At 65.1% G+C, this 25741-nt stretch carries 27 protein-coding genes; 15 read left to right on the top strand and 12 right to left on the bottom strand.

Annotation, left to right across the window (positions count from 1 at the left end):
- The first annotated feature begins 12 nt into the window (after positions 1-12).
- Complete coding sequence (locus tag DW352_RS07355; RefSeq protein WP_115689912.1) at positions 13-1152, top strand: FAD-dependent monooxygenase; 1140 nt, start codon at positions 13-15, stop codon at positions 1150-1152.
- Positions 1153-1273: 121 nt separating this feature from the next.
- Here the strand turns inward: DW352_RS07355 and DW352_RS07350 are convergent, their stop codons facing one another.
- The 3 genes from DW352_RS07350 to DW352_RS07340 form a co-directional block, all read right to left on the bottom strand.
- Entirely contained in the window at positions 1274-1687 is a 414-nt protein-coding gene (locus DW352_RS07350) for a DUF3830 family protein (protein WP_115689910.1), read from the bottom strand.
- 256 nt (positions 1688-1943) lie between these two features.
- Positions 1944-2966, bottom strand: a complete 1023-nt coding sequence (locus DW352_RS07345) for a polysaccharide deacetylase family protein (protein ID WP_115689908.1) — start codon at positions 2964-2966, stop codon at positions 1944-1946.
- A gap of 155 nt (positions 2967-3121) precedes the next feature.
- Positions 3122-3895, bottom strand: coding sequence for a polysaccharide deacetylase family protein (locus DW352_RS07340; protein ID WP_115689906.1), 774 nt, complete (start codon positions 3893-3895; stop codon positions 3122-3124).
- A gap of 142 nt (positions 3896-4037) precedes the next feature.
- Between DW352_RS07340 and mgtE the strand changes: the two genes are divergently transcribed.
- Both mgtE and DW352_RS07330 read left to right on the top strand, forming a co-directional pair.
- On the top strand, positions 4038-5429 hold the full coding sequence (gene mgtE / locus DW352_RS07335; RefSeq protein WP_115689904.1) for a magnesium transporter: 1392 nt from the start codon (positions 4038-4040) through the stop codon (positions 5427-5429).
- Positions 5430-5640: 211 nt separating this feature from the next.
- A complete protein-coding gene (locus tag DW352_RS07330) occupies positions 5641-7353 on the top strand; it encodes a putative bifunctional diguanylate cyclase/phosphodiesterase (RefSeq protein WP_162826837.1) in 1713 nt (570 codons plus the stop codon).
- Between the two features lie 14 nt (positions 7354-7367).
- Here the strand turns inward: DW352_RS07330 and DW352_RS07325 are convergent, their stop codons facing one another.
- Both DW352_RS07325 and DW352_RS07320 read right to left on the bottom strand, forming a co-directional pair.
- A complete protein-coding gene (locus tag DW352_RS07325) occupies positions 7368-8351 on the bottom strand; it encodes an ABC transporter substrate-binding protein (RefSeq protein WP_115689900.1) in 984 nt (327 codons plus the stop codon).
- Positions 8352-8394: 43 nt separating this feature from the next.
- A complete protein-coding gene (locus DW352_RS07320; RefSeq protein ID WP_115689898.1) occupies positions 8395-9186 on the bottom strand; it encodes a glutathione S-transferase family protein in 792 nt (263 codons plus the stop codon).
- Positions 9187-9313: 127 nt separating this feature from the next.
- Here DW352_RS07320 and DW352_RS07315 point away from each other — a divergent pair, with 127 nt between their 5' ends.
- The 6 genes from DW352_RS07315 to DW352_RS07290 all read left to right on the top strand — a co-directional run bounded on the left by DW352_RS07315 (position 9314) and on the right by DW352_RS07290 (position 14090).
- Positions 9314-10228 (top strand): LysR family transcriptional regulator, encoded by a 915-nt coding sequence (locus tag DW352_RS07315; protein WP_115689896.1) that lies wholly within the window; start codon positions 9314-9316, stop codon positions 10226-10228.
- A gap of 95 nt (positions 10229-10323) precedes the next feature.
- Entirely contained in the window at positions 10324-11496 is a 1173-nt protein-coding gene (locus DW352_RS07310; RefSeq protein WP_115689894.1) for an isovaleryl-CoA dehydrogenase, read from the top strand.
- 69 nt (positions 11497-11565) lie between these two features.
- The gene (locus DW352_RS07305) at positions 11566-11850 is read left to right on the top strand and encodes a helix-turn-helix domain-containing protein (protein ID WP_115689892.1); all 285 of its coding nucleotides are present in this window, start codon (positions 11566-11568) and stop codon (positions 11848-11850) included.
- A gap of 103 nt (positions 11851-11953) precedes the next feature.
- Positions 11954-12778 carry an aldo/keto reductase gene (locus tag DW352_RS07300; RefSeq protein WP_115689890.1) on the top strand — a complete coding sequence of 275 codons (825 nt, stop codon included), beginning with the start codon at positions 11954-11956 and terminating at the stop codon, positions 12776-12778.
- On the top strand, positions 12778-13263 hold the full coding sequence (locus DW352_RS07295; protein ID WP_162826836.1) for a lysozyme inhibitor LprI family protein: 486 nt from the start codon (positions 12778-12780) through the stop codon (positions 13261-13263). The genes DW352_RS07300 and DW352_RS07295 overlap by 1 nt, the downstream gene beginning before the upstream one ends.
- 11 nt (positions 13264-13274) lie before the next feature.
- Positions 13275-14090 carry an aldo/keto reductase gene (locus tag DW352_RS07290; protein ID WP_115689886.1) on the top strand — a complete coding sequence of 272 codons (816 nt, stop codon included), beginning with the start codon at positions 13275-13277 and terminating at the stop codon, positions 14088-14090.
- On the opposite strand, the gene DW352_RS07285 is transcribed toward DW352_RS07290, so the two are convergent.
- A complete protein-coding gene (locus DW352_RS07285) occupies positions 14087-15010 on the bottom strand; it encodes a beta-propeller fold lactonase family protein (RefSeq protein ID WP_162826835.1) in 924 nt (307 codons plus the stop codon). The two genes, DW352_RS07290 and DW352_RS07285, sit on opposite strands and share 4 nt — an antisense overlap.
- A 72-nt stretch (positions 15011-15082) precedes the next feature.
- On the opposite strand from DW352_RS07285, the gene queC reads away from it, so the two are divergent.
- The 4 genes from queC to DW352_RS07265 are packed head-to-tail and all read left to right on the top strand — an operon-like array spanning position 15083 to position 17858.
- Positions 15083-15802: a 7-cyano-7-deazaguanine synthase QueC gene (gene queC / locus DW352_RS07280; RefSeq protein WP_115689882.1), complete on the top strand. Its 720-nt coding sequence runs from the start codon at positions 15083-15085 to the stop codon at positions 15800-15802.
- Positions 15799-16362, top strand: coding sequence for a VUT family protein (locus DW352_RS07275; protein WP_115689880.1), 564 nt, complete (start codon positions 15799-15801; stop codon positions 16360-16362). The genes queC and DW352_RS07275 overlap by 4 nt, the downstream gene beginning before the upstream one ends.
- A gap of 9 nt (positions 16363-16371) precedes the next feature.
- Positions 16372-17067 carry a ribonuclease activity regulator RraA gene (locus DW352_RS07270; protein ID WP_115689878.1) on the top strand — a complete coding sequence of 232 codons (696 nt, stop codon included), beginning with the start codon at positions 16372-16374 and terminating at the stop codon, positions 17065-17067.
- Complete coding sequence (locus DW352_RS07265; RefSeq protein ID WP_115689876.1) at positions 17067-17858, top strand: YdcF family protein; 792 nt, start codon at positions 17067-17069, stop codon at positions 17856-17858. The genes DW352_RS07270 and DW352_RS07265 overlap by 1 nt, the downstream gene beginning before the upstream one ends.
- Here the strand turns inward: DW352_RS07265 and DW352_RS07260 are convergent.
- Together DW352_RS07260 and DW352_RS07255 are read right to left on the bottom strand one after the other, a co-directional pair.
- The gene (locus tag DW352_RS07260; protein WP_115689874.1) at positions 17855-18196 is read right to left on the bottom strand and encodes an ArsR/SmtB family transcription factor; all 342 of its coding nucleotides are present in this window, start codon (positions 18194-18196) and stop codon (positions 17855-17857) included. The genes DW352_RS07265 and DW352_RS07260 overlap by 4 nt on opposite strands.
- A 107-nt stretch (positions 18197-18303) precedes the next feature.
- On the bottom strand, positions 18304-19002 hold the full coding sequence (locus tag DW352_RS07255; protein WP_162826834.1) for a hypothetical protein: 699 nt from the start codon (positions 19000-19002) through the stop codon (positions 18304-18306).
- 174 nt (positions 19003-19176) lie between these two features.
- On the opposite strand from DW352_RS07255, the gene DW352_RS07250 reads away from it, so the two are divergent.
- Positions 19177-20163 (top strand): substrate-binding domain-containing protein, encoded by a 987-nt coding sequence (locus DW352_RS07250; RefSeq protein WP_115689871.1) that lies wholly within the window; start codon positions 19177-19179, stop codon positions 20161-20163.
- Between the two features lie 108 nt (positions 20164-20271).
- Here the strand turns inward: DW352_RS07250 and DW352_RS07245 are convergent, their stop codons facing one another.
- Genes DW352_RS07245 through DW352_RS07230 form a run of 4 tightly spaced genes read right to left on the bottom strand, consistent with a single transcriptional unit; the run spans position 20272 to position 24484 of the window.
- Positions 20272-21063: an ABC transporter permease gene (locus tag DW352_RS07245; protein WP_245434353.1), complete on the bottom strand. Its 792-nt coding sequence runs from the start codon at positions 21061-21063 to the stop codon at positions 20272-20274.
- Complete coding sequence (locus tag DW352_RS07240; protein ID WP_115689870.1) at positions 21042-21818, bottom strand: ABC transporter permease; 777 nt, start codon at positions 21816-21818, stop codon at positions 21042-21044. Before DW352_RS07240 ends, DW352_RS07245 begins: the two co-directional genes overlap by 22 nt.
- Positions 21815-22648 carry an ABC transporter ATP-binding protein gene (locus DW352_RS07235; RefSeq protein WP_115689868.1) on the bottom strand — a complete coding sequence of 278 codons (834 nt, stop codon included), beginning with the start codon at positions 22646-22648 and terminating at the stop codon, positions 21815-21817. Before DW352_RS07235 ends, DW352_RS07240 begins: the two co-directional genes overlap by 4 nt.
- A gap of 21 nt (positions 22649-22669) precedes the next feature.
- Positions 22670-24484, bottom strand: coding sequence for a thiamine pyrophosphate-binding protein (locus DW352_RS07230; RefSeq protein WP_115689866.1), 1815 nt, complete (start codon positions 24482-24484; stop codon positions 22670-22672).
- 217 nt (positions 24485-24701) lie between these two features.
- Between DW352_RS07230 and DW352_RS07225 the strand changes: the two genes are divergently transcribed.
- The gene (locus tag DW352_RS07225) at positions 24702-25652 is read left to right on the top strand and encodes a LysR family transcriptional regulator (protein ID WP_162826833.1); all 951 of its coding nucleotides are present in this window, start codon (positions 24702-24704) and stop codon (positions 25650-25652) included.
- Positions 25653-25741 lie beyond the last annotated feature (89 nt).

Below are 25741 nucleotides of genomic sequence, written 5' to 3'. Positions count from 1 at the left end.
GGAGGGGAAGTCATGGCGAAGTTGAAGATCGGCATCAATGGTGGCGGCATCGGCGGCCTCGCGGCGGCGATCGCGCTGCGCAAGGCGGGCCACGACGTCGAGGTCTACGAGCAGGCGACGAACTACAGCCGCATCGGCGCCGACATCAATCTGACGCCGAACGCGGTCCGGGCGGCCAAGAGCCTCGGCGTGTTCGAGGCGCTGAGCGAGACGGCGGCGCGGCCGACGCATCGCATCAGCCGCATGTGGGATACCGGCGAGGAGACGTCGCGCCTCGCCATGGCGGAAGAGGCCGAGCAGAAGTATGGCGCGCCGCAACTCACCATCCATCGCGCCGACATCCTCGATGCCTTGCGCCGGGAAGTGCCGGAGGAATGTGTGTTGCTCGGCCACCGCGTCACGGCGGTCGACACCTCGGGCGACAAGCCGATCGTTCGGTTCGAGAACGGCACCTCGCGCGTCGTCGACGTGCTGGTGGGCGCTGACGGCATCCATTCGATGACGCGCACGGCGCTGTTCGGTCCGGAGAAGCCGAGCTTCACCGGGCTCGTCTCGTATCGCGCGGTGTTCGACCGCGCGAAGGTGGCCGACCTGCCGAACTTGGACGCCTTCACCAAATGGTGGGGCCCGACGCCCGATCTGCAGATCGTCACGTTCCCGCTGAACAAGGGCAAGGAGATCTTCGTCTTCGCCACCACGGCGCAGGACGACTGGCGCCACGAGTCCTGGACCATGCCGGGCGATGTCGCGGAGCTGCGCAAGGCCTACGCCAACTTCCATCCGCAAGCGCGGGCGCTGCTCGATGCCGCCGAGAGCGTCACCAAATCGGCGCTCTATATCCGCGATCCGCTGCCCGTCTGGTCGGTCGGCCGCGTTACGCTGCTGGGCGATGCCTGCCATCCGATGGTGCCGTTCATGGCGCAGGGCGCCTGCATGGCGATCGAGGATGCGGTGGTGCTCGGCCGCGCGCTGACGGGTGTGACCGATGCCGGTGTGCCGGATGCGCTCAAGCGCTACGAAGAGGCGCGCAAGGAGCGCACCGCGCGCGTGCAGATCGGCTCGCGCGGCAACGAGTGGCTCAAGCAGGGCGGCAATGCCGACTGGGTCTACGCCTACGACGCGACCGCGGTGCCGCTCGACAAGGCGGCGTAACGCACAAACCGTTCGTCCCCGCGAAAGCGGGGAGCCGGCGCAAAAAAGCAGCTCTCATAGAGGCGCCCTGGATTCCCGCTTGCGCGGGGATCGACGGAGATTAGGACTGCGACCGACGCACTCAGGCCGCCTCGATGCGGAAGGATTGCGCGCCTTCCCACAACACCTTCTTGCCGAGCCTGGGTAGGTCGTCGTGGTTGCCGGTGATGGTGATGAAGTGATTGCCGGCGAGCTGGCCGACCTTGCTGGCGAAATGCACGCCGCCGTAACCGAGCAGGATCTCGGTCTCGCTGATGCCGCCCGGATAAACGATGAGATGCCCGGGCGCCGGATAGCTCGTCTGGTTCTCGGCCGGAATCTTGAAATCGGTATCGCCGAGCGGGATCCAGACCGCTTCACCGCTCCAGCGCACGTGGATCACGCGCTCGCTGTAGGGCAGGAGCTTGCGGAAGATCTCGCAGGTCTTGGGCGCGAGCGCCGTTTCGAAACGGGCAGGGAAGGTGAACGGGCCGGCGATGATGCGCAGGTCGGACATTTCAGGCTCCTTGGCTGACCCAAGGCTGTAGAGGGCTGCGCGGCAAACTGCAACGGCTGCCTCTCCCCGCGGTCATTGCCGGGCATAGCCCGTCGAAGACAGGCGTGAACGCCTTTACGACCCGGCAATCCATGAGGCCGCGCATCACGGCATAACCGAACGTACGGTCCTCATGCGTGGAGGCTCATCGTGGATGCCCGGGTCGAGCCCGGGCATGACGCCGCAAAATGTGAGCAGTCCGCGCCTATTCCAGGAGCTACTGCAGGAACGAGAAGAAGCCGCGCTCAGTGCCGGTCCCGGTGACTTCGGCCTTCTCGGCGGTTTGCGGTTTGCTCTTTTTCTTGGCGAGCTTGTCGGCGAGCGCCTGGTCGCGATCCTTGCGCGCGGCGTGCTTGCGGTGGAGCGGGGCCTTCGGCGCGTCTTCCTTCGCGGCCGCCGCCGACCCTTCGACCACGCGCGGCCAGCCTTGGCCGGCCTGCGCCACCGCCGTGTCCGGCTTGGGCGGGAGCGCTTTGGGCCGCTCCCCCGGCGGCACGGCCTGAACGATCTTGTAGCCGCGCTCCTTGAGCTCCTTCAGCAGCATCGGCACCGCCATCGCCGTGGCCGGATGGATGTCGTGCAGCAGCAGCACGCCGCGATGGTCGCGCGCCTCGATGCGCTGAAGCGCCAAGCGCACGATATCCTTGGCCGTGACGCCGCGACGCCAGTCGTCGGCGACTTCGTCGGCGCTCCACACCGCGACGGACCGTTCGGCGAGGTAGCTCTCGGCGGTGTTGCTGCGGGAAAGACCGGGGATACGGAAGAACGGCGCAACCGCATTGGGATTGCCGAGCGCCGCCGTCACACGAGCGATGCCGCCATTCACCTCGTCGGCCACTTGCTCCTCGCTCATGTTGCGGAAGCTGAAGGGGTGACTGAGGCTGTGCGTGCCGATGACGTGGCCTTCATTGAAAATGCGGCGCACCGTGTCCGGATAGGTCTGCGCCATGCGCCCCACCAGGAAATACGTGGCCTTCACGCAGTTCTGGGCGAGGACGTCGAGAATGCGATTGGTGTAGGTCGGCAGCGGGCCGTCGTCGAAGGTGATGACCACCTCATGGTCTTCGAGCGGCAACGTCGTGCGGTATTGGATTCTGCCGATGCGCGGCAGTTCGGCCGGGTCGACGGTGATGGTGCGGCTGGTGCCGATCGCGTCGGGATTGCCGGGGCACACCTCGGTTGCTTCCGCCGGCAGCATTCCGCCTGCCAGGCAAACTAAAGCGACCGCCAAATAGCGCATGAATCCCCGCCTTCTCCGCGCCCCCGCGCGACGCCGTCCTTGAGAGAACCAGTGGTAGGGAAGACCATATAAACCAAAGATGAACGGCCGCACCCGATCCACAAATATTTGGATCTCTCCACAATCTCACAGTGTTAAGCCGGAAAATAAAAGGCTCAGTTGAGCGCGTTGGTATGCGCCGGCGGCACCACATGAACGATGCTGAAGCCGCGGCGCTTCAACTCGCGCAGGAAGGCCGGCAGCATATGGGCGGTCTGCGCTTTGGTGTCGTGAAACAGCACGATGCCGCGGCCGATCTTCTCGACGCGGGCGACGATCAGCGCAAGTTCCTGCTCGGGCGTCATGGCCACCCAGTCGCTCGCCCAAGCATCGGCACCGAACACGACGATGCCTCGATCGTTCAGACGGTCGAGCAGGGCATCGGTGGCGGCAAAGCCCGGGAACCGGAAGAATGGCGTCGTCGGCCGGTTGCGGCGTTCGCCGTAGATCGCAAATTCGTCGGCGGCAATGCCGCGGTTGATCTCGGCCTCGGCCTTGTCGATTGGCATGCGATCGAGCAGGGGATGCGCATAGGTGTGATGACCGACGCTGTGCCCCTCCGCGATTTCGCGCCTTGCGAGCGCGGGGTGGGCTTCGGCGTTGCGGCCGACCAGGAAGAAGGTGGCGCGCACGCATTCGCGCTTGAGGGCGTCCAGAACCTTGGGCGTGGTGCCGGGCCAGGGGCCGTCGTCGAAGGTGAGCACCAACTCCTTCGCCTGCAACGGCAAGGTCTGCGGGAAATGCTTGCGGCCGACGCGCGGCCAACTCTTGGCGTCGACCTCGATGGTGCGCGCGGTGCCGAGCGCCTGCGGGTTGCCTGGACACGGCTCCGCGGCTGCCGTCCATGGCATGAGGATGATCGCGAAGGCGAGGGCGATGAAGCGGGTCATGAGACGCGCAATTGACCGCAACGGATAGCGTGTCGCAAGCGACGATTTCGTGACGCAGCATTGTCTTTATCGTTTGCGGGCACGGGAGTCGCAGCGTACAAGCGGCGCAATTCCCCTCCCGCACGCGTCAAGGCAGATCGGCATGCTCGACAATCAGACCGACACGCCGGCCTTGCGCGACGAAGAGGGCGGCGTCCGGCCCGACTTCATCGAAGCTGTCTCCGAAGCCATCGATGGCGGCAATGTGCAGGCCCTGCGCGACCTTGTCGGCGACCTGCACGAGGCCGATCTCGGCGCCGTCATCGAGGCGATCGAGCCCGACAAACGGCCGCGGCTCGTCGAACTGCTCGGTATCGATTTCGACTTCACGGCGCTGACCGAAGTCGACGATACCGTGCGCGAGGAAATCCTCGAGGAACTGCAGCCGCGCACCGTGGCGGAAGGCGTACGCGAGCTCGAGGCCGACGACGCGGTTGCCATTCTCCAGGATCTGCCGAGCGAGGACCGCGCCGAAATTCTCGATCAACTGCCGGTCATGGAGCGCGTCGCGCTCGCCCGCAGCCTTGAATATCCGGAAGCGTCCGCCGGCCGGCGGATGCAGACCGATTTCATCGCCGTGCCGCACAGTTGGAACGTCGGTCGGACGATTGACTACATGCGCGAGACGGCCGAACTGCCCGAGCGCTTCTACGAGGTCTATGTCGTCGACGATGCCCGTAAGTTCGTCGGCGCCGTGCCGCTCGACCGATTGCTGCGCTCGAAACGCCCGGTGCCGATCGCCGACCTGATGGAGGATGAGCGGCCGCTCATCAAAGCCGATCAGGAGCAGGAGGAGGTCGCCCGGCTATTCCAGCGCTACAACTGGGTCGCGGCCCCGGTGCTGGACACGGAAGGGCGTCTTGTCGGCGTGATCACCTTCGACGACGTCGCGGACGTCATCCAGGAGGAGGCCGAAGAGGTCATCAAGGCGCTCGGCGGCGTACGGCCCGACGAAGAGTTGTCGGATCGCGTTTGGTACATCGCGCGCAGCCGCTTCAACTGGCTGCTGGTCAATCTGGCGACGGCGTTCCTGGCGTCCTCGGTGCTGGGCTTGTTCGAGGAGCAATTGCAGCAGATGGTGGCTTTGGCCGTGCTGGCGCCGATCGTGGCAAGCCAAGGCGGCAATGCCACGACCCAGACCATGACCGTCGCCGTACGCGCATTGGCCACGCGCGAACTGGTCGACGCCAATGCCAAGCGGGTCATCCTGCGTGAGTTGCTGGTCGGGTTCCTCAACGGCATCGCCTTTGCGGCGATCACGGGTGTTGCCGCCTATGTCTGGTTCAAGGTGCCGGGGCTCGGCATCGTCATCGGCCTGGCCATGATCTGCAACCTGGTCGCGGCCGCGCTCGGCGGCATCCTCATCCCGCTGGCGCTGCATCGGATGAAGCTCGATCCGGCGGTCGCTTCCAGTCCCTTCGTGACCACGGTCACCGACGTGGTCGGGTTCTTCTCCTTCTTGGCCATCGCCACGGTCTGGTTCGGGCTTCGCTGACCCGTTTTGGTTACCGTTCGTTCACCGTGTTTCCTGACCCGGCATTAATGCTAAATGTCTAACTCTGGAACCTGTGTATCCGCGTGCGTGGAATGGTTCCGTGGAAGGCGAGGCTAAACGGCAAGCGGCAGGCGCAAAGCGCGGACGACCGGCGAATTTTCGCCTCGTCGTGCTTTTTGCATGTCTTTCCCTTGGATTGGGCGCGGTGGCCATGGCTGCCGGGTACGGCTTCGCGCGCCAGAGCGATGACCGACTGTTGGCCGAGCAGCGGGCGTCGCTCCGGGCGGCGACGGCGGAATTCCGGGCCGTGTTCGGGCAAGGCGGCGAGATCGACCCGCGCTTTGTGCGCATGGTCGAGCAGGGCGCCGGCATCCGCGGGCTGAAATTCGAGAGCGATCCGCCCCCGGGGCCGTTCGAGTCGCAGCCCGTGATGGATACGCAGGGGCGCATCGCCGGCTTCTTCACCTGGCAGCGCTCGCGGCCGATGACGCAAATGATGAACCGGCTGATGCCGGGCATCGGCGCCATCACTTTGCTTCTGCTGACCTTCGCCGGCGTCTTCATGTTCCAACTCGTACGCGCGCGCCGCGCGCTGGCGGTCAGCGAGGAAGTGGCCCGTCGGGCCGGCGACGTAGATAAGCTGACCGGTCTGCCGAACCACGCCAAGACGCTCGAGCTGCTCGACCTGGCGCTGGCTGAACGGGAAGAGGGCGAGGTGACGACCTTCGCGCTGATCCAGCTCGACGGCATGGAAGACATCACCGCGCATCTCGGCGTGCTGGGCAGCGATGAACTGATCGACGCGGTGGCAAAGCGGCTGAAGGACTCGCTGCCGCCGCAGGCGACCTGCGGCCGGATCGGCAGCAACGAATTCGCCGTGGCCTTGACCGCCGCCGAGGTGATCGACGCCGAATACATCGTACGCGGCGCGCTCGAAGCGGTCATGCGTCCGCATTGGATCGACACGGTGGTCCGCGTCAGCGCGCATGCCGGCTTTGCGCAGGCGCCGGCGCATGCCGGGACGCGCGGCGAACTCGTGCGCCGCGCCGAACTTGCCGTCCGTGCCGCCGCCAAGAAGGGGCCGGGCGCGCTAGTCGCGTTCGAGCCGGCGATCGACACGATCTCCAACGACCAGCGCTTCATCCATCGCGAGTTGCCCCGCGCGCTCAGCGCCAACGAGCTGGAGCTGCATTACCAGCCGATCGTCACCGCGAGTGGGGGCAAAATCGTCGGCGTCGAGGCGCTGTTGCGCTGGACCCATGCGACGCGCGGGCCGATCCCGCCGGCGACGTTCATCCCGGTGGCCGAGCAGATGGGCCTGATGGATACGTTGGGCGCCTTCGTGCTGCGCCGCGCGCTGCAGGAGACCAAGCGCTGGCCCGACCTCTATGTCGCCGTCAACCTGTCGCCATTGCAGGTGCGCGACCGCGCCATCATCGATCTCGTGCGCACCTCTCTCGAGGAGAGCGGCGTGCCGCCGCAGCGGCTGATGCTGGAGATCACCGAGGGCGTGCTGATCGACAACCCGGACGAGATGGTCAAGCGCATCGAGGACTTGCACGGCCTCGGCGTGCGCATCGCGCTCGACGATTTCGGCTCCGGCTATTCCAATCTCGGCTACCTGCAGCGCTTCCCGCTCGACAAGCTGAAGATCGACCGCAGCTTCGTCCTTGCCCTCGGCACGTCGGCGAATGGCGGCGTGCTCATCCAGGCCATCGTCGCGCTCGGACGTGCCCTCGGCCTCTCGACCACGGTCGAGGGCGTCGAAACCGAGCAGCAGCGTGTGCTGCTGCGGCTTGCCGGCTGCGATGAGATGCAGGGCTATCTGTTCGCCAAGCCGGCACCGGCCAAAGCCATCGACAAGCTCCTTGCGCAGGCCAAGCAGGCGGGCGAGCCGCCCGCCGCGAAGTCGCTGACAGCCTGAAGCGCCGCCGGCGCTCAGGTCAGAAACGCGTTGCTGTAGAGGTCCTCGACCGGGGCTGCCGACGCGATGATGTTGTTCTTCAAATAGAATGCCTGCACCTTCGCGAGCCGCGCGGGATCGAAGCGGCCGAGCGCGGATGCCGGCTCGGTCCGATAGACGTCGGTGACATAGCGGCGCAAAACCCGCTCCATTTCCGCCCCTTTGCCTTGGTGCTGCGGCACGGCGGCGACGAAGTCGCGCGCGCAGGATGCCGGATCGGCGATGCAGTCGCGCAAAGCCTGCATCATGGCCTTGACGACGCCGCCGACCAAAGCGGGGCGCTCCTTGATAATCTTGTCCGACGCGACGATGGCCTGGGCCATCGCCGGAAAGACGTTGTCGATCCTGAAGTAATCGAGCGCGACGCCGGCCGTCTCGATGGCGTCCGACCATTCGGCGACCGCCACGATGCCGTCCAGCGACTGCGCGATCATCAACTGGGTGACACCGGCCGGGCCGACCGACTGAACCTCGACGTCGTCGCGTTTGATGCCATTCGCCGCCAGCACCGCGAGCAGGGCATAGTAGCCGGTGTCCTGATAGCCGATAACGCCGAGCTTCTTGCCGCGCAGGTCGGCTAGGGTCTTCACGCCGGCGGCCTTGCGCGTCACGATCTGGAACAACGGCTGCTGGCCGAGAAGCGCCACGCCGCGCACGGCAAGCCCGTTCGGGCGCACGATCATCGAGGTCTCGCCGAGCCCGCCGCCGATATCGGCATTGCCGACCGCGACCTGCTTGGCGACTTCGACCGCGCCACGCGCGGTCTGCACTTCGAGTTCGATGTTCTGCGCGGCGAAGTAGCCGCGCTTCTGCGCAACGTGGAACGGGATGAAGGCGGGCAGCGAGCTCGGCGCGGGAAACAGATAGCGCGCTTTTTCCGGCGCCGACCACGCGGGGCGTATGGCCGTTGCGGCGATCAGTGCACCGAGTGCGGTTCTTCTCGTCAAACGGACGGACATGTCATGCTCCTTGGTCGTCTGGAGATGGACCGGCGAATGCGTTTCAGGCGGCGAGCAGCGCTTTGACCTGCGGCCACACGTCGATGCCGCGCTTTTTCAATTCGTCGTCATAGGCGTTCGAGCGGAAAGCCGTGATCGCAGTCTCGAAGCTCGGCCGCGCCTGCATGGCCGCGAACCATCGGGCGACCGCCGGACTGTCCGCCCACATGCCGTCGAGGCCAAGCCGATCGAGCCGCGTGATGTAGGGAATGATGGCGATGTCGGCCAAAGAGAACGTCTCGCCGGCGAGCCATGCCGATTGCGACAAGGCCTTTTCCATCTCGGTGATGACCTTCTTGTGCAGCAGCACGGCATCCTTCACGAACGGCGCTTCGAATTCCTGCTCGATGATCTGCCGCTGTCTTGCCGCGCGCGCCCGGTCGGGAAGCTTCTTGAGCCGCTCTTCCCATTCGTGCGGGTCGTGGTTCTGCCGAAGCTGATGCACGAAGGCCGAGGCATAGGTGACGGAGGCACAGGCGATGTGGAGACCTTCGTCCGGGACCTTGGTCCAAGTGCGCATCTTGGCGCGGGCGAGCGCCGCTTGCGGGCGGAGCGGCCGATCGGGGAAAACATCTTCGATGTATTCGAGGATCACCGTCGATTCCGCGATCGGCACGCCGTCGTGCACCAAGACAGGCACCAGTCCGCGCGGATTGATCTTCAGAAACTCCGGCGACAGATGTTCCTGCTTCATCAGGTCGACTTCGCGACCGTCCCAGGCGATGCCTTTCTCGTCGAGCGCGACACGGATCTTTTGGGCGCAGACCGAGATATTATGGTGATAGAGGACGAGCATGGGGTCACCCGCGCGGAAAGTTTGTTGCCATCTGGTCGACGCTAGCGCCGGGCCGGCGCTTCCAATAGCCAAGGCGGCGGCCTATGATTAATTCCAGACTGGAATAGATCGGCGAGAGGTCTGGGCGATGAATCTGCTGGAAAGCCTGCGGGCGTTCATGCGCGTCGCCGAATACGGCAACTTCTCGCGCGCCGCCAAGCAGATCGGCGTCACGCAATCGAACCTGAGCAAACAGGTCGCCGCGCTCGAGGAGCATCTCGACGTGCGGCTTCTGAGCCGCACCACGCGGCGGCTGAAATTGACGGCGGAGGGCGTGACCTATCTGCGTTACGCCCGCCGCATCCTCGATTACGTCGAGGAGGCCGAAGGCCAGGTCGGCCGGTCCAAGAGCACGGCATCGGGTCTCGTGCGCGTCGGCAGCCCTTACGCCTTCGCGCAACGCCATCTCGTCGAGCGCGTGGGGCGGTTGCTGGACCGCTATCCGCGCATGAAGATCGAGATCGCGGTAAGCGATCTGACGCCGAGCCTCATCGAGCAGGAGATCGACATCGCGGTGCGGCTCGGCGAGTTGTCCGGCGATCTTGTCGGCAAACGGATCGGCACCGCCTCGCGCGTCGCGGTCGCGTCACCGGGCTACCTCAAGCGTTGCGGCACGCCGAAGACGCCGGACGACCTCGCGCGCCATGAATGTCTGGTCTTCACCAATCCGACCATCGACCGCGGCTGGACCTTCGATTGGCCGGACGGCCGCACGACCATCAATGTCTCCGGCAGCTTCCGCTCGAATAGCGCTCAGCTCATCAAGGAGGCGTGTCTGGCCGGCCGGGGCATCGCCGTGATGCCGGAATGGCTGTTCGATCAGCCGCTGCGGAGCGGCGAACTGGTCCGGGTGCTGCGCAAGTTCGAGCCGCAAGGCATCCCGGTATCGCTCGTCCACACGTCGCGGCGCTATGTGCCGTTCAAGACGCGCGTCGTCTTCGATTTTCTGTTTGCCGAGCTGCGCAAGGAATTGAATCGCGCCGCCGTGGAGGCGGCGGGCTAGGGCGGCGGCGGCTGCCGCCCAAGAAAATTTGCATTTGCCGGCGGCTTGATATGATCGCGCCACGGCCCGGCCGGGCGCAGTCCAGTGAGGCAGGAATGATTCCGAATACGTGGTCAGGCTTTGATTTCGGGCTCGGCGAGGACGCCGACATGTTGCGCAAGACCGTTGCGGATTTCGCGCGCGACACCATCGCGCAGCGTGCCGACGAGATCGACCGCAGCAACATGTTTCCCCGCGAGCTGTGGCCGCAGATGGGCGCGTTGGGTCTCCACGGCATCACGGTGGAGGAGGAGTACGGCGGTTCGGGGCTCGGCTATCTCAGCCATTGCGTGGCGATGGAGGAAGTCTCGCGTGCCTCCGCCGCGGTCGGGCTGTCTTATGGCGCGCATTCCAATCTCTGCGTCAATCAGTTGCGCCGCAATGGCACCGAGGCGCAGAAGCGCAAATATCTGCCCAAGCTCGTCTCCGGCGAGCATGTCGGCGCGCTGGCGATGTCGGAGCCGGGCGCCGGCTCTGACGTCGTGTCGATGCGAACGCGCGCCGACAAGGTCGGCGACCGCTACGTGCTCAACGGCTCGAAGATGTGGATCACCAACGGTCCGGTCGCCGACACCTTGGTGATCTACGCCAAGACCGACCGCACCGCGGGCGCGCGCGGCATCACCGCCTTCATCGTCGAGAAGGGCTTCAAGGGCTTCGAACCGGCGCAGAAGCTCGACAAGCTCGGCATGCGCGGCTCCGATACATCGGAACTCGTGTTCACCGATTGCGAGGTGCCGGAGGAGAACGTGCTCGGCGCCGTCGGCAACGGCGTCAACGTGTTGATGTCGGGCCTCGACTACGAGCGCGTGGTGCTCGCGGCCGGCCCCCTCGGCATCATGCAGGCCTGTATGGACGTGGTGATCCCTTACGTGCACCAGCGCCAGCAGTTCGGTCAGGCGATCGGCCGCTTCCAGCTCATCCAGGCCAAGATCGCCGACATGTATGTGACGATGAATTCGGCGAAGGCTTACGTCTACGCCGTCGCGCGCGCCTGCGACGAAGGGCGCACGACCCGCGAGGACGCGGCGGGCGCCATTCTCTACGCCGCCGAAAAGGCGACCTGGATGGCGCTCGAGGCGATCCAGTGCCTGGGCGGCAACGGCTACATCAACGACTTCTCGACGGGACGCCTGTTGCGCGACGCCAAGCTTTACGAGATCGGCGCGGGCACGAGCGAGATCCGCCGCATGCTGATCGGCCGGGAGATATTCGAGAACACGCGCTAGTTCTCATTAACTTTTGACTATCCCGAATCGCCTAGGCCTCTGACCGACCCATCGTCGATGGAGCGAGGCATGATGCGGGTGCGGTTGAAGGCCGACGGACGGATCGTCGAAATCCTGTCCGACGGCAGTGAGAAGGCGATCGAGTACAAGGACCCGGCGGTCTTCGTCCGCTATGTGCGGGCACGCTGCGGGCTCACCCAGGCGGCCTTTGCCGAGAAGATCGAAGTGCCGCTCGAGACCGTCCGCAATTGGGAGCAGGGCAAGCGCTCGCCGCGCGGTCCGGCCCGTGCACTGCTCAAGCTGATCGATCGCGCGCCCGAGGTTGCTTTCGCGGCGCTCGGCGGAAGCCGCTGACCCGCGCTTGGCATTGGGGGAGATACCCCCGTTGGCAGCTCCGTAGCGGCGGGGCATGCTCCCGGCCGCCACGCACATGAGCAGGTAGGCAGGGAGACAACCAATGAATGTCGTCGTCGCGCACGGCGCCCAAATTCCGACCATCGGCCTGGGGACCATGACCCTCAAGGACGACGTCTGTGTTCAAGCGGTGAAAACGGCGCTGCAGCTTGGATATCGCCATCTCGACACCGCCGCTTTCTACGGCAACGAAAAGGAAAATGGCGAGGGCCTAAGCCAGTCCGGCGTGAAGCGCGACGATGTGTTCATCACCACCAAGGTGCGTCAGGAGAACCTGATGCCCGACGACTTCCAGCGGTCGCTCGACCAAAGCCTGGCGAACCTGCAACTCCCTTACGTCGACCTCCTGCTGATCCACTGGAATAACGCCGAGGTGCCGTTCAAGCTGTCGGTCGGCGCGCTGTGCAAGGCCAAGAAGGACGGCAAGGCCAAGCATATCGGCGTCGCCAATTTCACCACCGCCATGCTGGACGAAGCGTGGGCGGTGACGACGGAGCCGCTCGTGTGCAACCAGATCGAGATGCACCCGTTCCTCAACCAGGACAAAGTGCTGGCGGGTTGCAACAGGCATGGCATGGCGGTGGTCGCCTATTGCCCGATCGCGCGCGGCAAGGTGCCGGGCGCCGAGGTGTTGGAGCGTATCGGCCAGGCGCACAACAAGTCGTCGGCCCAGGTGTCGCTGCGCTATCTGGTGCAGCGTGGCGTGGTGGCCATTCCGCGCACGGCGACGCCGGCGCATCTCCAGCAGAACCTCGACGTGTTCGATTTCACGCTCAGCGACGCCGAAATGGCGGAGCTGAAAAAGCTCAATGACACCAACATGCGCGTCGTCAATCCGCCGCACGCGCCGAAATGGGATACGCCTTGATGCGGGCGTTGCTGGTCGCCTTGGCCGTTGCCACGTTTGCCGCCGGTCCGTGGCCGGCGGAGGCGGCGCAACCGTCCAAGTTCGCGGCGAAGGACTCGGCCGAGATCCAGGATTGCATCAAGTCGAAGCCGGGCAAGGAAGAGGCCTGCATCGGCATCGTCTCCGAGCCTTGCCTCAATCGCGACGAGACGAAGTCGACGGCCGATATGAACGCATGCGTCGATCGTGAGCTGGCCGTCTGGGACGACATCCTGAACGAGACCTTCCGGCGCCTGCGCGACAAGCTCGACGCGCAACAGAAGGAGAAGCTGCGCGACATGCAGCGCGCCTGGATCGTGTCGAAAGAGAAGACGTGTGCGTTCTACTGGGACTATTTCCAGGGAACCATGGCGAGCCCGATGGCCGCCTCGTGCGTTAACAGGGAGACGGCCCGGCGGGCACTGTTCCTGCTCGGGTTCCTCGTGGACGCAGACAGCAGCAAATAGCCGGAGTGGTCATGCAAACGGTCGAGGCCAAGGGTTTCAAGATTCCCATCGTCGGGTTGGGCACCTGGATGTTGCGCGGCCGCGAATGCGCGCGGCTGACCGAACAGGCGATCCGCATCGGCTATCGCCACATCGATACCGCCCAGATGTACGACAACGAGCGTGACGTGGGCGAGGGCGTGCGCGCCTCCGGCAAGCGCAGCGAGGTGATGGTCACCACCAAGGTGCAGCCGACCAATCTGGCGCCGCACGATCTCGAGCGATCGGTCAAGGAGAGCCTGGCGAAACTCAGGCTCGATCACATCGACCTGTTGCTGATCCATTGGCCGAACCCGCGCGTGCCGCTCGCCGAGACGCTCGGCGCGATGGCGAAGATGCGTGACGCCGGCTACACACGCGAAATCGGCGTGTCGAATTTCACCGTTGCGCTGCTCGAGGAAGCGACCAAGATTTCGTCCGCACCGCTCGTCTGCAATCAGATCGAGTGCCATCCGTTTCTCGACCAGAGCAAAGTGATCGCCGCCTGCCGCCAGCTCGGCATGGCGGTGGTCGCCTATAGCCCGATCGCGCGCGGCAACGCCAAGGGCGACGCCGTGCTGGAGCGGATCGCCAAAGCGCACGGCAAGAGTGCGGCGCAGGTGTCGCTCCGCTATCTCGTGCAGCAGAACATCGTCGTCATTCCGCGCACCAGTAAAGTGGAGCGGCTGGAAGAGAATATCGCGCTGTTCGACTTCGCGCTCTCCGAGGCCGAAATGGCCGACATCGCCGCGCTCGGCGGACGACGCGAGCGCATCGTCGACTGGTCCTATTCGCCGAAATGGGATTAGAAAAACGCCAGTGACTCACACCCGGTGCCGGCCTGGAAGCTCGCCTTCCAGCGCCGCGCCGGAATGTCGATGACATGCACCGAGCCGTCGCCCTGGCAGGCGACGAACAGCTCGTCGCCGCGGAAGGCCATGTCCATCGGTTGTTCGCCGACCTTGATCGCCGTTTGTGTTTTGAAATCCGGCGAGATGAGGCTGACCGTGCCGCTGTTCAGGCTGGTGACGCCGAGGAGGCTGAAGTCCGGGCGATAGCGCGCGATTTGCGCCGCCTTCGGCACATCGGTCAGGGTCACGGTTTTGCGCACGCGCTCGCTCTTGGTGTCGATCAGGAACAGCACGGGGTCGACGTCGGAAACGGTGACCAGCGTTTCGCCGTCGCCGGAGATGGCGATGCCGGCGAGGGGCTGCGGCGTCTTGATCTTGCCGAGGAGCTTGCGGGCCGGCAGGTCGATCACCGATACCTCGCCGTCTTCCTCGTTCTCGGTGTAGAGCCGCTTCCCGTCGGGCGCGATGATCAGGCGATGCGCGTTGGTCGAGTCGGAGCCGATGGTATCGACCACGGTGTTGGTCTTGGGGTCGATCACCACCACCACGGCGCTGTTCTCGCAAGTGATGTAGATGAGCCCGTCGGGACCGAGCTTGAGCGTGTGCGGAGCGATATGCGGCCGCAGGTCGATGTCGGTGAGATGCGTCTCGTTGCGGAGATCGAAGACGCACAATGTGTGGCCGGGATTTGGATTGCGGCCGTGGATGCCGTCGCCAAAGATCGGCACATAAGCGCGGCCCATCTCCGGGATCACCAGCAATTCGTGCACGGTACGCTGGAAGCCCTCGAGTACCTTCCTTGTCGCGTAGGTCTGGGCGTCCAGGAACAGAACCTTGCAGCCCATTTTGTCGACAGCGATCAGCCCTCGGCTGCTCATTTTTATGCCTTGCTTGTTTGTTTCCCCACCCTCCATTAGCACGAAGCCCGCCAACCCATGTAACGAGGAACGATGACCATCGGCTCCGACACCGCGCTCGTCCTGTTCTCCGGCGGGCAAGACTCCACGGTTTGCCTGGCCTGGGCGCTCGAACGCTTTTCGCGGGTGGAAACCGTCGGCTTCGACTACGGCCAGCGCCATGCGATCGAGCTGTCGGTACGCAACAGCCTGCGCGAGAAGATGGCCGCGCTCGATCCGGCCTGGGCGATGCGCCTGGGGGAAGACCATCTGGTGAAAATCGACGCGCTCGCCGCCATCTCGGAGACGGCGCTGACGCGCGACACCGCCATCGAGATCGCCGACAACGGCCTGCCGACGACCTTCGTGCCCGGCCGCAACCTGCTGTTCCTCGGCTTCGCTGGGGCCATCGCGTACCGGCGCGGCGCCCGCCATCTGGTCGCCGGCATGTGCGAGACCGACTATTCCGGCTATCCGGACTGCCGCGACGACACCATCAAGGCCATGCAGCTTGCCTTGACCCTCGGCCTTGACAAGCGGGTAACCATCCATACGCCGCTGATGTGGATCGACAAGGCGGAGACCTTCGCGCTGGCGGAGGAACTGGGCGGGGAGGTCTTTCTCGACCTCGTTGTCGAGGAAAGCCATAGCTGCTACCTGGGCGACCGCAGCCGGCGCCATGCCTGGGGCTATGGCTGCGGCACCTGTCCGGCCTGCCAGTTGCGGGCGCAGGGCTTTGCCAAATTCATGCGCGAACGAGAAACGACGAAATGACGAACGAACGACGCAGGATCCTGGAGGGCGCGGTATTCCTCGTCCTGTTCTGCCTCACCATCCCGGCCGCCAACTGGATGATCGGCAATGTGGGAACCGTGTGTACGCGGAGCGGCCCTTGTCTGGTGCCGGTCGCGCCCGGTCTGATGGCGCCCTCCGGCGTCCTCATGGTGGGTTTGGCCCTGGTCCTGCGCGATCTGGTGCAACGGCGGCTTGGCGTAGAGTTCGGCGTCGCCGCGATCATCGCCGGCGCCGTCATTTCAGCCGGTGTCGCGCCGGGCGCGTTGGTGATCGCTTCGGCGGCCGCCTTCCTGCTCTCGGAGTTCGCCGATTTCGCCGTCTACACGCCGCTGGCCCGCCGCCGGCTGGTGCTGGCCGTCCTGGCCTCGAGCGTGGTCGGCTTGGTGGTCGACTCCATCGTGTTCCTGTGGCTTGCCTTCGGTTCGCTCGACTTTCTCGCCGGCCAGGTGGTGGGCAAGTTCTGGATGGTGCTGCTGGCGCTGCCGCTGGTGGCCTATTTGCGCCGCCGCGACGAGCGGCTTGGCCTGACGATCGCCTGAGGTTTCCCAATGACCGCGACATTGGACGCGCTGCGCACCATCACCACCGGCACCATCACCACGATGCTGCTGAAGAAGGGCATTCGCCACGCCTGGATGAAGGGGGCGATGCCGTTCGGCTTCTCCGGCAAGCGCGTCGTGGGACCGGCCTTCACGTTGCGCTTCGTTCCGGTGCGTGAAGATCTCGCGACCCCGGAAAGCTGGATGAAGCCGATCTCGACGCGTGGTGCGATCGAAGCGATGCCGGCGGACTGCGTCGTCGTCGCCGATGCCATGGGCATTACCGGCGCCGGCATCTTCGGCGACATCCTGTGCATGCGCATGGTCAAGCGCGGCGTCACCGCGCTGATCACCGACGGCGTCATGCGCGACAAGCACGGCGTGCTCGCGACCAACCTGCCGGTCTGGTGCCAGGGTGTTGCCGCGCCGGCGTCGGTGAACCAGCTCACCTTCGTCGGCTGGAACGAACCGATCGGCTGCGGCGGCTGCGCGATCTTTCCCGGCGACATCATCGTCGCCGATGACGACGGCGCGGTGGTGATCCCGAAGGACCTCGCCGATTTCGTTGCCACCGAAGGCGCCGAGCACGAGTTGCTGGAAAGCTGGCTGGTGCAGGAAGTGGAGAAGGGCGAGCAGCTTCTCGGCCTCTATCCGCCCAACGAAGAAAACAAGAAGCGCTACGAGGCCTGGAAAAAGGCGCGCTGATGTTCTTCGTTTTATCGAAGACGATCGGCTTTCTCCTTCTTCCTTCCAATCTGCTTATTCTGTGCGGCGTCGTCGGCGCCGCGTTGTTGCTCACACCGTGGCGGCGGCTCGGCGCCTGGCTCGCGGGTGGCAGCGTCGTCCTGGTCGCGCTATTGTCGTTGCTGCCGGTGGGCGCGCTCTTGCTGTCGACGCTCGAGAGCCGTTTTCCACCCTGGCGGCCGACCGAGGGCGCCCCTGACGGCATCGTCGTGCTCGGCGGCGCATTCAATACCGACCATTCTCGCGCCTATGGCGTGCCGATGCTCAACAGCGACGCCGGCCGCCTGGTCGCGCTCGCCAAGCTTGCGCGCGATTATCCGAACGCGCGGATCGTCTACACCGGCGGCGACGCCAGCCTGCTCGGCAATGGCGAACCGGAAGCGGATTTCGTCTATCCGCTGCTCGACGCGCTCGGCGTGCCGCGGAGCCGGGTGATGCTCGAGAGCAAATCGCGCAACACGCAGGAGAACGCGGTTCTGACCAAGCAATTGGTCCAGCCGAAAGCGGGTGAACGCTGGCTGCTGGTGACGTCCGCGTTCCATATGCCGCGGGCGATCGGCTGCTTCCGCAAAGCGGGCTTCGACGTCGAGGCTTATCCGGCCAACTGGTACACGCTGCCGAGCGGCGAATGGGAGTTCAAACGCAGCGTTTCGTCAGGCCTGCGCGTGCTCGATCTCGCCGTGCACGAATGGCTGGGTCTGATTGCATACCGGCTGACCGGCAAGACCGACGCGTTGCTGCCGTCGCCCTAGCGCTTGCGCGCCTTCTTGCAGAACACTTCGTACACCGCACCGATCACGATGTGCGCTTCCTCGCTGGCGAGCGTGTAGTAGATCGTCTTACCCTCGCGTCGCGTCGACACCAGACCGTCGGCGCGCAGCCGCGCTAGTTGTTGCGATACGGTCGGCTGCCGCAGCTTGAGCAAGTCCTCCAGTTCGCTCACGGACTTCTCGCCCTCGGCGAGGAAGCAGAGGATCATCAGCCGGCTTTCATGCGCGAGCGCCTTGAGGAAGTCGCTGGCGCGCTTGGCATTGCCCACCATGCGGTCGAAGTCGTGCGGACGTTCGCGGCTCTCGAGTTGCAACGTCATGGGGGCTCCGGGGCCGTCAAAGGCGCCAAACTACAGACGATCGGACGGGCTAATGCAACCCCGGTCGCGCTGAAACCGGCACGGACCTGACGACGCGGGCTTCCGCATCAACCGAACTGGAGCGCCATCAGCGTATCAAGCGACCGCAATTCGTTCAGCGCGCGGCGCAGCCGGACGGCGTCGCGTGCCGTCGCAGCCTCTGAGAGCAGCGCCAGGTTTGCCTTGGCGTTGTCGATGAGGTGGCGGAATGCCGGATCGTCCCTGACCGGGCCGGCGATGGCGTCGCAATGCGTGAGTGTGTCGCCATAGCGCTTGGCCTTGTCCGTGAGATCGGCGGTGTCGCCTTTGACGACATCGGGGGCGTGCTCCTCAAAGGCGGCGAGCGCTTCCATTGCGCTATTGGCATCGCGCACGCAGTCGGCGAGCACGACGATGCCGGCCGACTTGCGTAGGTCATAGAGGTTGTCGCGTATGCCGAGGAGGGCGGTGCGCGCGACATCGGGACGGCCGAATTTGAGCATCATGTCGGCGGAGATGAGGCGCGTCGCGACGTCCGTCATCACCGTCGTATAGAGCGCGCTGTTCTTGAACGCGTCGGGCCGCTTGCGCTCGCTCACCTGCCGCCACGCCGCGCGCAGACGGTTGAGCTCCAATTCAGCGAGTTCGACGTTGCGGTTCTCCAGCGCGCCGATGGCGGCGCGGTTCTGTTTGCCGACGGCATCGATGGCGGCGCTGAAATCGTCGTCGGCGGCGAAAGCCGCGGCCGCGAGCAGGAACAGCATCAGCAAGGCTTGAGCTGCGCGCATTGAAGCACCGTCTACGAGGCCACCGGCGGGCTGCCTACGCGACTATAGGCGTCGGCGGCCGCGCGGGCGAGCAGCCTTGCGGTGCGCAGCCGGAATGGCGGTCCTGCTTTGCCTCACGCGGTCATTTCCCTTAAGACAGAGCGCTACCAGAAACATTAATAACCGGAACGCTCCATGGCCAAACTGAACCTCTCCGTCGCGGTCGGTCCTTACGATCGCACGCGGGCGCTGATCGATGGCACCGTTAAGATCGACGGGGTCGAGCCTGTCTGCATGACGCTGCCGCCGGAGGAAATCTTCTTTCGCGCGCTGCGTCACACCGAGTTCGACATCTGCGAATTGTCGCTGTCGAGTTTCACCCTGAAGACGTCGCAGGGCGGGGGGCCTTACGTCGGCGTGCCGTGCTTCGTGTCACGCGCGTTCCGCCACAATGCCATCTGGGTGCGCACCGACCGCATCAAGAAGCCGCAGGACCTCAAGGGCAAGAAGGTCGGCCTGCCTGAATGGCAGCTCACGGCGAACGTCTGGGCTCGCGCCGTCCTCGAGGACGATTTCGGCGTGAAGTCGTCCGACATCCAGTGGGTGCGGGGCGGCATCGCCAGTGCCGACCGTCCGGAGAAGATCAAGGTTTCGCTGCCGCCGGGCGTGCAGATGGAAGACGCGCCGGCCGGCAAGTCGATCTCGGCGCTGCTCGCGGAAGGTGCCATCGACGGCTTCATCGCGCCGCGCGCGCCGGCATTGCCGCGCAACACGCCGAATGTCGGTTATCTGTTTCCCGATCCGATCGTCGCGGCGCAGGACTATTTCAAGCGCACAGGCATCTTCCCGATCATGCATTTGGTCGGCGTGCGCCGCACCATCGTCGAGCAGCATCCGTGGCTGCCGGCGGCGGTGTTCAAGGCCTTCTCGCAGGCCAAGGATGTGGCGCTGGAGGCGCTGGAGGACGCGTCCGCCAGCAAGGTGACCTTGCCGTTCATGGAGGAGCGCGTCGCCGAAGCGCGCGCCACGATGGGCGACGACTTCTGGTCGTATGGCCTGGAGGCGAACCGCAAGACGCTCGAGAACTTCCTCAAGCACCATCATGCGCAAGGTTTGTCCTCGCGCCTCGTCAAGCCGGAGGAACTGTTCCATCCCGGCACGCACGAGCAGTTCAAGATTTGACAAGACCTATGTCATCGCCCGCGAAAGCGGGCGATGACATTTTCACCGGATATGTGGACCGGATGCCCCGTTCTTGCGGGGCATGACGATTGCAGGGCCGACGCACCGTTAGCGGCGGATGGTGTGCAATCCGCCCAGGCGCCCAACCAGCGCATTGGCGCCGATCGCCAGCACGAACAGCACGATCAGCATCGCGTACATGCGCGGCATATCGAAGACGCTGTAGGCCTGGATGATCAGAAAGCCGATGCCTTTATTGGACAGCTTGGTTTCGGCAAGCAGCGTACCGATCAGCGCGACGCCCAGGCCCAGCCGGATGCCGTTGATGATCGGATGGCGCATCGCCGGCAGGTAGATCTTCCACACGGTCTGCCACGTGTTGGCGCGGAAGCTCTTGCCGACCTTGATCAGCACCTTGTCGATCTGGCGCATGCCGGCCGCGGCGGACAGTGCCACCGGAAAGAAGCACGACAGGACGCCGAGCGCGATCTTCGAGCCGGGACCGACGCCGAACCACATGATCATAATCGGGAAGAAGATGATCTTGGGCGTCGGGCCGAGATAATAGAGATAGGGCTCGTAAGCCTTCGCCAGGAACCTGTTCGAGCCGAGCACAATGCCGACCGCGAGGCCCGAGACGCCGCCGATGGCGAGCGCCGCGGCGATCTCGCCCGCGGTTACGCCGAGGTTGAAGTAGTAGTCGGCGTGCAGCAAGAGGTCGGCGAGAGCTTTGCCGATCGCCAGCCACGACGGCACGACGTCGCGGTACAGCCAGCCCGAACGGGACAGCAGTTCCCAGCCGGCGAGGAACGCCAGAATGATGGCGACGCGCAGCAGCGTCACCGGCGAAAACATCGGCGCTGCCGGCGCCGTGCGGGTCAGTCGACCGGTCTCAGCCATCGTTCGGCCTTTTCCAAGAACATGAAGAACACGACGCTCACCAGGATGACGAAGCAGATCGCCGCGTAAGTGCCGGGGAGGTCGTAACGCTCGGCCAGATCGTTGATGAGCTGGCCGAGGCCGCCATAGTTGATCAAGAATTCGACGCCGACGATGTTGATCAGCGCGAAGATCAGCCCCAGCCGCACGCCGACGAACATCGTCGGCAGCGCGGCAGGAAACATGATCTTCCAGAATTGCTGCGAGCCGGTGAGATTGAAGCTCTTGCCGACGTTGATCAGCACCTTGCGCGTGCCCGACAGACCTTCGAGCGTCTTGAGAACCACCGGCGACAGCGCGGCGACGAAGCCGATCATGATGATGGTCCAGGCCGAGCGGCCGAAGATCACCATGAACAACGGATAAGCCAGTACGACGGGCGCCGCGGCGAGCGCGGCGACCCAGGTCTCGACCGCCTGCTGCAACAGCTTGTAGCGATAGAGCAGCACGCCACCGGCCACGCCGAAGACGGTGATCATCACGCCGGCGACGAAGCATTCGCCAAGCGTAAAGAAGAAGCGGCTGACGACATGCTCTTCGGTCAGGACGCGGCCGAAGCTGCCGATGATCTCGGACGGCGGCGGCACGATGAAGCGATTGATGAGGCCCGCCTGGATCAGGCCTTCGAGCGCGGCAAAGAAGACGACGACGGTCCCGATGCCGAGCGCGGCCGGCATCCAGTCGTAGACGGAGCGGCGACGGGCTGCGGCGCTCATGAGCCGGATGCTCCGTGCAGGTGCTCTTCTTCGTCCTGAAGGCCGCGGCTCGCTTCTTCGCGCAGGTCGTTCCAGATCTCTGCGACATAGCGGCCGAACGCTTCGCTGCCGACGATTTCGGACGTGCGCGGACGCGGCAGGTCGATATCGACGATGCGCTTCACCTTGCCGGGCCGGTAGGTCATCACCAGGATGCGGTCGGACATCTGCACCGCCTCGGTGATGTTGTGAGTGATGAGCAGGGTGGTCTGCTGCAGCTGCTGCTGGATCTGCAGCACCTTGTCGCCGAGCAAGAGGCGGGTCTGTTCGTCGAGCGCGGCGAAGGGCTCGTCCATCAGCAGGATCTTCGGCTCGGAGGCGAGCGTCCGCGCCAGCGACACGCGCTGCCGCATGCCGCCCGACAGTTCACCCGGAAAGCGGTTCTCGAAGCCGTCGAGGCCGACCATCTTGATGAAGGTCCGTGCCTTCTCGATGCGCTTGGCCTTCGGCAGGCCGATCAGCTCGAGCGGGAAGCAGACATTGTCGATGACCGTGCGCCAGGGGAAGGTCGACTCCTCCTGGAACACCATGCCGATCGACTTGTGCGGCCCGTCGATGGTCTCACCACCGACTTCGACCGAGCCCTGATGATGCGTGAGCAGGCCGCCGATGACGTTGAACAGACTCGACTTGCCGCAGCCGGACGGACCGATGACCGACAGGAACTCGCCCTGGCGCACGTTGAACGAGACATTATCGACCGCCGTGATCGGGCCCTCGGCCGTCTCGAAGCGGACGATGACGTCCTTGGCGACCAGGATGTCGTTTCGCGTTGAAGAAGGAGAAAGCATCGCTTCGCGTTCCTATTCGGTCTAGTCGCTTTTGCGAGTCATTACGGCGGTCATCGCCGCAGTGTAACCGGGTTCGACGCGCACATCGACGACGACGACGTTGCCGGCCTCGACTTCGGCGATCGCCTTCTCGAAGGTCGGCGTCAGGTCGCTGATTTCGGTCACCGGGCCGAAGCCGACCGCGCCTTGCGCGCGCGCCATGCTGGCGAGGTCGATATCCGGTTCGGAAATGCGCTGTCCGACCCAACGGTTCTCCACCGGCCGGTTGCGCATGCGCGCAACGCGCTCCTGATGCAGCTCATCGTTGAAGAAGGAGCGGTTATTGGCGACGACGATCAGCAGCGGGATCTTGTAATGCGCAGCGGTCCACAAGGCGGTGACGCCCATCAGGAAGTCGCCATCGCCGCAGACGGCGACCGGCAGGCGGCCGGAGCCCTTGAGCGCCAAGGCCGCGCCGACCGAGATGCCGGGCCCGCCGCCAATGCCGCCGCCGGCATCGCTGCCGAGATAATCGAGCGGATGGCGGAACGGCCAGCTCGCGCCGTTCCACGACAGCGACACATGCGTCAGCGAGGCGGGACGGTCGCCGACGGCGCGGCGCAGATGATCGGCAAGGTGATCGACGGTGAGTTTGTCGGTGCCGAGCTTCGGGAACTCCTTCGGCGCGCTCGCGGGCGCCGGCGCGCTGCCGGAGCCGAGCGCGTCGACGAGCGCCGCGACCGCGGCGTCGGGCTCGCAGGCAATCATCAGATCGACCGGTGGCAGCGCCTGATAGTCCATGCTCCAGCCGTTATGGAGCTGATGGTCGACCGAGACCTGGATCACCTTGGCCTTCGGCGCACCGCCCGCGTGTCTGAAGGTGCCGGCGAGATCGAGCCAATCGAGGCTGACGATGACGTCGGCGTTGCGGATCGCCTCCTGGCCCTCGGGGAGCGGCGCGATATTGCCCGGCGCGGCGACGTGCAGCGGATGGTCGGTCGGGAAGGACGCTGCGATCTTCAGATCGGTGAGCACGCGCGCACCGAGCCGCTCCGCGAGCGCGACGCGTTGTTTCCACGCCTCGACGCTGCGCGACGTGCGGCCGCACAGGATCACCGCGTTCTTGGCGTTGCGCAGCAACCCGGCCGCTTGCGCGATCAGGTCGGGCGGGGCGGCGCCGCCGACCGGCGGCATGTAGCGCTTGGTCTCGATCGGCGCGATCGGCTCTTCGAGTTTGCCTTCCTGCACCTCGGCATCGAGGTTGATGTAGGTCGGCCCACGCGGCGCGGTGTTGGCGATCCAGGTCGCCCGCAGGATGGCTTCGCGCGCGGCGGCAGGCGAGGCGGGCTGATCGTCCCACTTGCTGTAGCCGCGCAGCAGCGCGCCTTGGTCGCGCGCGGTGTGGATCCAGTCGATCCAGGGCCGGCGCTTCGCCGCATCCACGGGGCCGGTGGCGCCCAAGATCAGCATCGGCATGCGGTCGCACCAGGCGTTGAACACGGCCATGGTGGCGTGCATCAGGCCGACATTGGAGTGCACCGCCGCCGCCATCGCCTTGCCGGTAACCTTGGCATAGCCATGCGCGATGGCGACCGCCGCTTCCTCGTGCAGGCACAGCAGCATCTGCGGCTTGTCGTTGCCAAGGTAGTTTACAAGGCTGTCGTGCAGGCCGCGATAGCTCGCGCCCGGGTTGAGGGCGATATAGGGAATGTCCGTCGCGCGCAGCGCGTCGGCGATGATATCGCTGCCGAAGGCTGGCGCGTTCACGCCGGCCGGGACCGGACGGTCGATGGCGGCGATGTCGTTTGACGCATGGGTCTTCGCCGCCGGCGCTGGGCGGTTGGCAGAATTCGACATGTGAAATGCTTTCCGACTTGCTTGCAAAAGGCCGGTACGACGTTTCTCCGTCGACCCACTGCCGGCCCACTTCTCTCCCTATTGGCGTGCGGGTTGGGTCCCGCCTGTCGTCCTTGGCGTCGGACTATAGACTTTGACATTAGCGCATATAAGCCGCTAAATGCGAACCACATTGTTGCATCAGAATAAACAATAAGACGCGACTCGAGGACGCGGGGTGGATCGATTTCGCACTATGGAAAGCTTCGTGCGCGTGGTGCGCGCGGGCTCCTTCACCACCGCCGCCAGTCAGCTCGGCCTGTCGCGCGCGCTCGTGTCGCGCCACGTGGGTGAATTGGAAGCGCGGCTCGGCGTTCGGCTGCTCAATCGCTCGACGCGTTCCTTGAGTTTGACGGAGGAGGGCGCGTCTTATCTGGAATTCTGCGAGCAGGTTTTTCGCGACATCGAATCCAACGAACGGGCGATGGTGCGCACGCGGCTCGAGCCGGCCGGCACATTGAAGATGCTCGCGCCGAAGTCGTTCGGCACCGCGCACCTGTCCAACGCGGTGATCGCTTTCGCCAAAGCTCAACCGCGCCTGCGCGTGTCGTTGCTACTGGAGAACACGCCGTATCGCGGCAGCTACGATTTTTCCGAACGCGGGCTCGATGTCGTGCTCTCCTTTTCACCGCCTGGCCCGCCATCGGCGGGCGCGCCAGGCTCTTCTCTCGTCGAGCACCCGGTCGCGACGCTGGATTGGACGTTGTGCGCATCGCCTGACTATCTCGCGGAGGCGGGTGCACCGAAAACCCCTGCGGATCTGAGTGAGCATGCCTGTCTGGTGCACGTCGACACAGCGCCGAACGACAGCATCTGGCGGTTCGAAGGAACTGGTGGTCCGGTTTCCGTGAAAGTGCGCGGCGCGTTCTTGTCGAACAGTGCGGCTGCCTTGGCGAGAGCCGCGGAGGCCGGGCTCGGTATCACACTCATCCCGGCTTACGCGGTCCGTGAGCAGATTGCCGAGGGCACCTTGCAGACCGTCCTGCCGGACTTTCACGTGCCGCCACGGCCGCTGCTCGCGGTCTATCCGCGCACGCCCGCAATACCGCGCAAGGTGCAGGCCTTCGTCGAATTTCTCACGGGCTGGATGGCGGAGCACGCGCTTGACAGCGTTGTGACGCCGCACTAGTCGCAGCTTCGATCCTGCGGCGGAGGATTTGTCGGGAATCCAGGCGCCGCGTTTGAACTGCGGACTCTCATTCAGGGCGCCGCCCGGCA

The organism is Pseudolabrys taiwanensis, from assembly GCF_003367395.1.
GTDB classification, from domain to species: domain Bacteria; phylum Pseudomonadota; class Alphaproteobacteria; order Rhizobiales; family Xanthobacteraceae; genus Pseudolabrys; species Pseudolabrys taiwanensis.
Note: the sequence above shows the minus strand (reverse complement) of the source record. Positions and strands in the feature narration are given on the sequence as shown.